The following is a 7,087-nucleotide window of genomic DNA, read 5'->3' on the forward strand; positions in this document are numbered from 1 at the left end:
ATATTTGTATCTATATTTTAAATTTATTCGTATTTTTGTTTTTTAAATTTGATGTAGTTGAGAAAAATTTAATGGTGCCCGAGGTCGGACTCGAACCGACACAAGGTTGCCCTTATCAGATTTTGAGTCTGACGCGTCTACCAGTTTCACCACTCGGGCTAAGTTAAGATTGAATTTTTAGGTTTGTGAGAAGAAAGAAAAAAGGGGAGACTTGCTCCCCGAAAAAGAAAATTATTTCTTTTTACCTTTTTTAGCAGCGCCAGCAGCAACTGCTTCTTTAAGTTTTTTGCCAACTTTGAATTTGACTGCTTTGCTAGCAGGAACGTCGATTACTTTCTTAGTTCCAGGAACTCTAGCTTTCCTTGCAGCTCTGTCAGCAGTACCGAAAGTACCAAAGCCTATAAAGCTAATTGTATCGCCTTTTTCAAGAACCGCTTGGATTGTCTCCAAAGTAGCATCAACAACTTTTAGAGTATCTTTTTTTGAAAGACCAGCCTTGTCGGCAACCGCTTGAATAAATTCAGCTTTTTTCATGAACCATCCTTTTAAGAAGTTATGCGGCAATTCTACACTCTTTTAAAAAAAAATACAATACTTTTTCCCTAAATTTAGCTCTTTTTTTGCATTTTTTTAGTAAAAAAGACCAAATTTTGAACTTTCACTCACAAATTTCAAACGTAAGCTCGTTTTTTAGCCCTATCTTTTTCATATCTACAAGCTTTAAATTTTCAAAATTTAAACCCATTAGCTCATCTTTGTTTGTCACTTTAGCATTTGCGATCTGGCGTAAAACCTCACCTCTATAAGCTTTTGCATGGTGACTTAGTATCTTTTTGTTTTTCAAAAAACAAAATGTCGTAAATTCTTTTTTTACCACATAAAATTTCTCATAAAATTTAGCTCTAAGATCTAAAATTTCATCATTTTCTAAAAAGCTATCGACAGCCTTGCTAAAATTTTGCTCATAAAATTTACAAATATCAAAGCCAGCTAGCTTTTCGCCTTGCTTTAGTTTATACTCTGCTATCTCATCTTTTGCCAAAATAGGACCAAATAAATTTGAAAATATCAAAACATTATTATCTATATATTTTTGAGTTTCATCGCTTAGTCCGCGGTAGTTTAGGTGCTTATAGGCAACGCCGTCATATCTTAAGATAGCTTTTATGCTACCTTTTTTAGATAGACTCTCTCGCAGCTGCTCGCTATCTTCAAGCTCTTTTAGTCCAAAAAGCTTTTTTATCTCGTCTAAATTTGCACTTTTTAAAAAAACATCATATCTTTTTAAAATTTCAGCCCTTTTGCCAAAAAGCTCAGAAAATATCAAATTTTTACCATCAAATTTATCATTTGTGTTTAGAGAAATTTTGCTTTCGCTTGGTGAGAAGAGGATTTTTAACGCCATTTTCTTTCCTATTTTATATATGTAAATTTTGGCAGATTATACAATAAAACTTTTTTGCACTAAAAAAAATCAAATTTTCACCGATATATCACAAAGCGGAATTATTCTTGCTTAGAATGAATAAAAATTTAGGGAAAAATTATGAGAATTACAAATCAACTACGTTTTAGTCAGACTTTGCACGACTATCAAAAAAATATGGTTGGCGTAAATAAAAGCTACCAGCAGCTCTCAAACGGACTTAAAATCCAAGATCCATACGACGGTGCTGCAGTTTATAACGATGCGATGAGGCTTGATTATGAAGCGACCACTCTCACTCAAGTGGCTGATGCTACCGGTAAGTCAGTAAATTTTGCAAAAAACACAGACAATGCGCTGAAAGAATTTGAAAAACAGCTTGAAAATTTTAAAACAAAAGTCGTTCAAGCAGCCAGCGACGTGCATAGCACAACGTCTCTTGAAGCTTTAGCAAACGACCTTCAAGGCATCAAAAATCACCTTGTAAATATCGCAAATACCTCTATAAATGGGCAGTTTTTATTCTCAGGAAGTGCTGTGGATACTAAGCCGATCGATGGCTCAGGTAAATATCAAGGCAACCGCGACTATATGAAAACTTCAGCTGGCGCTCAGGTAGAGCTACCTTACAATATCCCAGGATTTGATCTATTTTTAGGAAAAGATGGCGACTACAACAAAATTTTAACAACAAACGTGATGCTAGCTGATCAAACTAGAACTGACATCTCTTATGCGCCAAAATATCTTGATGAAAATAGCAAGATAAAAAATATGATCGGTCTAAACTACGCAAGCGACTCAGTCGTGGGCAGTGATGGCTCTTATAAAGGCACGATCGAGCCAGATTTCGACTTTTTGGATACTTCAAATGTAAATTTCCCTGACACATACTTTTTCATGCAAGGCAAAAAGCCAGATGGCACGACATTTACAAGTAAATTTAAGATGAGTGCTGATACGTCAATGGCTGGTTTGATGGAGAAGATCGGTATGGAATTTGGCAACACAAAGACGACAAAAGTTGTCGATGTGAGCATAAATAACGACGGACAATTTAATATAAAAGACCTTACTAAAGGTAATCAAACGATAGACTTTCACATGGTTGCAGCTACTTCTGTGGCGGCAAATCGTGGTGCGATAGCTCCAAACAATACACTTGATACGGTAAATTCGCTACAAAGCCTTGAAAATATGGCAAATGCTGTGCCAAAAACGGTTCATATAACTGAATTTACAAAGAGCAAATACCTTGATAAAGATGGAAATTTAACAAATGCATTTGACTATGACAAGGTTAGATTTGAGCGAAAAGACAATGAATTAATCGCAAATTTACCTCAAGTAGCTAGAAGAACGGGCGAGTTTGCAACTGATCAGACAAAGCTAAGCGAGGTTTCTGGCACAAAAGAGAGCTACAATAGAAATTTATACCCAAAAGATGTCGATGCCAGAAAAAGAGAGCTTTACAATATAGATAATCAAGAGATAGGTCTTCAAGTAAAATCAATAACTGGCACAATGTATGACATCAAAGTAAAAATGGGCGAAGCAGGTGGCGTAAATACCCCAGTGCAGTTTCAAATAACATCTACAACAGCTGCTGGCGTGGTATCTCCAACTAGAAATTTGACCGTCTATAACTCAGATGAATTTGGCAGTTACAGAACCTATGCAAGCGACTTTACATATCGCCAGCTAATGGATATCGTAGCGATGGCTGCAAGCGATAATATCCCTGATCCTCAAAACGTAGAAAATGCAAATTTTGATACAGATATCGAAAAGGTAAGAAGAGATCAAAACTACAATGCCTATAAAGACGCTTTGTCAAAGACTAAAGGTGCAGTAGAGGTAAATTTAGACGATAAAGGCAGGATGGTGCTAACTGACAAGACAAAATCTGTCACAAATATAGAGCTAACCATGTATGATGCGAAAAATGGAGATATATTTGACGGAGATAGCACTGGCATAAACACTGCTGGTGCTGCAAGCCACCCTCAAGGCAAAGGCTCAGTATTTAGCTTTAACGAAAATAATGCTTTAACTATCGATGAGCCAAGCACAAGCGTCTTTCAAGACCTTGATGATATGATATTTGCTGTTAGAAATGGCTACTATAGAGCAGATGCTAACAATCATGATCCGCGAAATACAGGCATGCAAGGCGCTTTAAAAAGGCTAGATCACTTGATAGACCACGCAAATAAAGAGCTTACAAAGATAGGCTCTCAAACAAAGCTACTAACTGCGACAAATCAGCGTGCGGAGGTCATGAAAGTAAATGTGCTAACTGTTAAAAATGACGTCATAGACGCAGACTATGCAGAGTCATATCTTAAATTTACGCAGCTTTCGCTCTCATATCAAGCTACTCTTCAAGCAAGCGCTAAGATAAATCAACTAAGCTTGCTAAACTACCTAAACTAAAATGATAAATCAGCAGGCCTAGCTTGCTGATTTTTTAAAAATTAAACTCAAGCGTGCTATAATAAGCCTTTTTAACAAAAGGATCTAAAATTTTAAGACATATATTATTTACTATTTTTGTTTGTTTTTTTATATATTTTGGTATCGCTACGGCTGCTCCGACTGCTGATTTTGTAGGCTCACTTGGACAAAGCCTTGGTGTTTTTAATATTAAATATTTTGGCCTTATAGCCTATGTTTATCCATTTTTACTTATCGTTCTAGGCTATTTTGTATATAAAAATTTTAAGAAATTTGACTTTGATTTTGCCCAGTTTGTAGTTGGGATTTTTCTATTTTTTATCGCATTTTTGATGTTTCAAGCTCTCACAACATCTGGAGCAAATAGCGGCGTGATAGGCGGCTTTATAGTCTCAGCGCTAAAAGAAGTCATCGGCGCTATCGGCACTGCGGTTGCTATACTTATGATATTTATCATCTCGCTTGGACTTGCTTTTAGAGAAAATTTTATTATCGTTTTAAGAAAGGCTTTTGTAGATAAAGAGCCAAATAGCTATGAAGAAAAAAGCAGAAGCGTAAAAGAGGTAAGAGCAAGGCAGATACCAAAGATAGAGCGCAAAAAGCCAAAAGCTGACGAGATAAAAGAAGAAGAGCTTATAGATGCTCAGGTGCTAAATGATGATGAGCCAAATTTAGATAGTGGGCCAGAATTTGAACCAGAGCCAGAGATGGAGCCGGTACAAGAGAGCAGACCTGCAACCATAGGCGGGGTTGAAATTTTAAACGAAGTGGCTGAAAACAAAAAACTTCTTGATCAGATAGAACGAGGCAAGGTCGAAAAGCCAAAAGACTTTGTCCTGCCGCCACTTAAATTTCTAAACGACCCTCCAAAGCGCTCGCATAATATAAATGAGGCAGAGATCGACCAGCAAATTTCAAATTTACTCGATAAACTGCGCAAATTTAAGATAGATGGCGATGTGGTGCGAACTTATACTGGCCCTATCGTCACGACATTTGAGTTTCGCCCAGCGCCGCACATCAAGGTGAGTAAAATCCTCACTTTGCAAGATGACTTAGCGATGGCGCTAAAGGCTCAAACTATTCGTATCCAAGCGCCGATCCCTGGCAAGGATGTCGTTGGTATCGAGGTACCAAATCAAAATTTAGAGACGATCTATCTAAAAGAAATTTTAGAGAGTGAGATATTTAAAAATGCGAGCAGTCCGCTAACCATGGCTCTTGGCAAAGATATAGTGGGTGCTCCTTTTGTGACTGACCTTAAAAAGCTCCCACATTTACTAATCGCTGGAACAACTGGATCAGGCAAGAGTGTGGGTATAAATGCGATGCTTTTAAGCTTGCTTTATAGAAATAGCCCACAAACTTTGCGCTTAATGATGATCGATCCAAAGATGCTTGAATTTAGTATATATAACGACATCCCACACCTTTTGACACCGGTTATCACAGAGGCTAAAAAGGCGATCACAGCGCTTTCAAACATGGTCGCTGAGATGGAGCGAAGATATAAGATAATGAGCCAAACTCGCACAAAAAATATAGAAAGCTACAACGAAAAGATGAAGAGTGAGGGCGGCGAGCAGTTCCCATACATCGTCGTGATCATCGATGAGCTAGCCGATCTTATGATGACTAGCGGCAAGGACGTGGAGCTTTATATAGGCCGTCTAGCACAGATGGCAAGGGCTAGTGGCATACACTTGATAGTAGCGACACAGCGTCCAAGTGTCGACGTCGTGACTGGCCTTATAAAGGCAAATTTACCAAGCAGGATAAGCTATAGAGTAGGGCAGAGGATCGATAGTAAGGTCATCCTTGATCAAATGGGAGCTGAGAGCTTGCTAGGACGCGGGGATATGCTATTTACGCCTCCTGGAAGCCCTGGCGTGATCAGGCTGCATGCGCCATTTGCAAGCGAAAAAGAGATTGAGACAATCGTAAATTTCTTAAAAGAGCAACAAGATGTGATTTACGATGAGAAATTTCTAGCAGAAGAGGGCTCTAGCGCAGGCTCAGCTGCTGGCGCATTAGGCGAAGATGAGCTTGATGAGCTTTATGAAGAGGCAAAAGAGATCATCTTGAGTGAGCAAAAAACATCGATCAGCTACCTACAAAGACGCCTAAAAATAGGCTACAACAAAGCTGCAAATATAATCGAACAGATGGAGAAAATGGGCGTTTTAAGCCCTGTAAATGCAAAAGGCCAAAGGGAAATTTTAGTTTAAAAATGGCTTGGCTACTGAAAGGTATTCAAATTTATGAATAAATTTGAATACTGCACTGATTAGCAATGACTCTATAATACTCTTATATATAAAAAGCATTTTAAAAAAACTCACAAAGTAATTTTTAAACTAGGCATCAAGCTGGAGCTAATAAGTAAAAATCCTTGTGATCTTATAGAGCTTCCAAAATTTGACAATAAAAGGTATTTTGATTATTCAATAGTCATTCAAAAACGTTTTATTAAGGCTATTTGCGAAAATAGTGATCCAAACTCTGATATATTCTTTTTCTTACTTCACGGCAGGCGTAAAAATGAAGTATTAAGTCTTAAATTTAGTGATATAAATTTTAAAACAAGGACTTATACTATCCCTTTTAAGATCAATAAGGCTAAAAGAGATATGATCTATAAGATGAGCGATGAGTTATACTCTAGGCTTTATAAAAGATACATAGTAGCTAAAGAGCAAAAACGTCTAAATGATTATGTTTTTATTAATCCTATTACTGACGATAAATTTAAAGATTTACGTAAAAGCTGGGCTTCGCTTCTTAAAAGAAATAATCTACCAAAGATAAGATTACACGATATTAGGCATTTAATAGGTACGTATTCAATTAATTACCTTAAAATTCCTATCGAACAAGTATCATTTACACTAGGGCATACAAATATAACTACAACACAAAAATATATTACTGCAAACGTTAAAAAATCTAAAGAAACTATTGAAAATTTACTAAAATCAATTTCAGATTGAAGGGGTGTTATAATGAGATTTTATCTTAAACCTAAATATTGTCCTTATTGTGGCTGAACATCTTTTGATGATTCTGAATTTTTAATTATTGAAAATACGAAATGTGATCATAGTTTTTCTGAAGAAGATTATTTCGCTTTGATCAGTGCAATTGAAGATACTAAAGTAACTTTAAAATATCAAAAATTTATTCTTAAAAAAATGCAAAAAGCAA

The 7,087-nt window shown here is 36.6% G+C and carries 5 protein-coding genes and 1 tRNA gene; 3 read left to right on the top strand and 3 right to left on the bottom strand.

Annotated features, from left to right (window positions below; genetic code table 11):
* Positions 1-72: 72 nt before the first annotated feature.
* The 3 genes from F3G98_RS05175 to F3G98_RS05185 all read right to left on the bottom strand — a co-directional run bounded on the left by F3G98_RS05175 (position 73) and on the right by F3G98_RS05185 (position 1,405).
* Positions 73-159: transfer RNA gene (locus F3G98_RS05175), tRNA-Leu, on the bottom strand.
* Between the two features lie 72 nt (positions 160-231).
* The gene (locus tag F3G98_RS05180; RefSeq protein ID WP_012001719.1) at positions 232-534 is read right to left on the bottom strand and encodes an HU family DNA-binding protein; all 303 of its coding nucleotides are present in this window, start codon (positions 532-534) and stop codon (positions 232-234) included.
* Positions 535-658: 124 nt separating this feature from the next.
* Complete coding sequence (locus tag F3G98_RS05185; RefSeq protein ID WP_103642955.1) at positions 659-1,405, bottom strand: YaaA family protein; 747 nt, start codon at positions 1,403-1,405, stop codon at positions 659-661.
* Positions 1,406-1,546: 141 nt separating this feature from the next.
* Here F3G98_RS05185 and F3G98_RS05190 point away from each other — a divergent pair, with 141 nt between their 5' ends.
* The 3 genes from F3G98_RS05190 (at position 1,547) to F3G98_RS05200 (ending at position 6,873) form a co-directional block, all read left to right on the top strand.
* Complete coding sequence (locus tag F3G98_RS05190; protein WP_103608113.1) at positions 1,547-3,862, top strand: flagellin N-terminal helical domain-containing protein; 2,316 nt, start codon at positions 1,547-1,549, stop codon at positions 3,860-3,862.
* Between the two features lie 143 nt (positions 3,863-4,005).
* The gene (locus tag F3G98_RS05195; protein WP_411160830.1) at positions 4,006-6,111 is read left to right on the top strand and encodes an FtsK/SpoIIIE family DNA translocase; all 2,106 of its coding nucleotides are present in this window, start codon (positions 4,006-4,008) and stop codon (positions 6,109-6,111) included.
* Between the two features lie 279 nt (positions 6,112-6,390).
* Positions 6,391-6,873: a tyrosine-type recombinase/integrase gene (locus F3G98_RS05200; RefSeq protein ID WP_223231320.1), complete on the top strand. Its 483-nt coding sequence runs from the start codon at positions 6,391-6,393 to the stop codon at positions 6,871-6,873.
* The last annotated feature ends 214 nt before the right edge of the window (positions 6,874-7,087 follow it).

The sequence above is a fragment of the Campylobacter concisus genome, from assembly GCF_902460895.1.
Lineage (GTDB): Bacteria > Campylobacterota > Campylobacteria > Campylobacterales > Campylobacteraceae > Campylobacter_A > Campylobacter_A concisus_BC.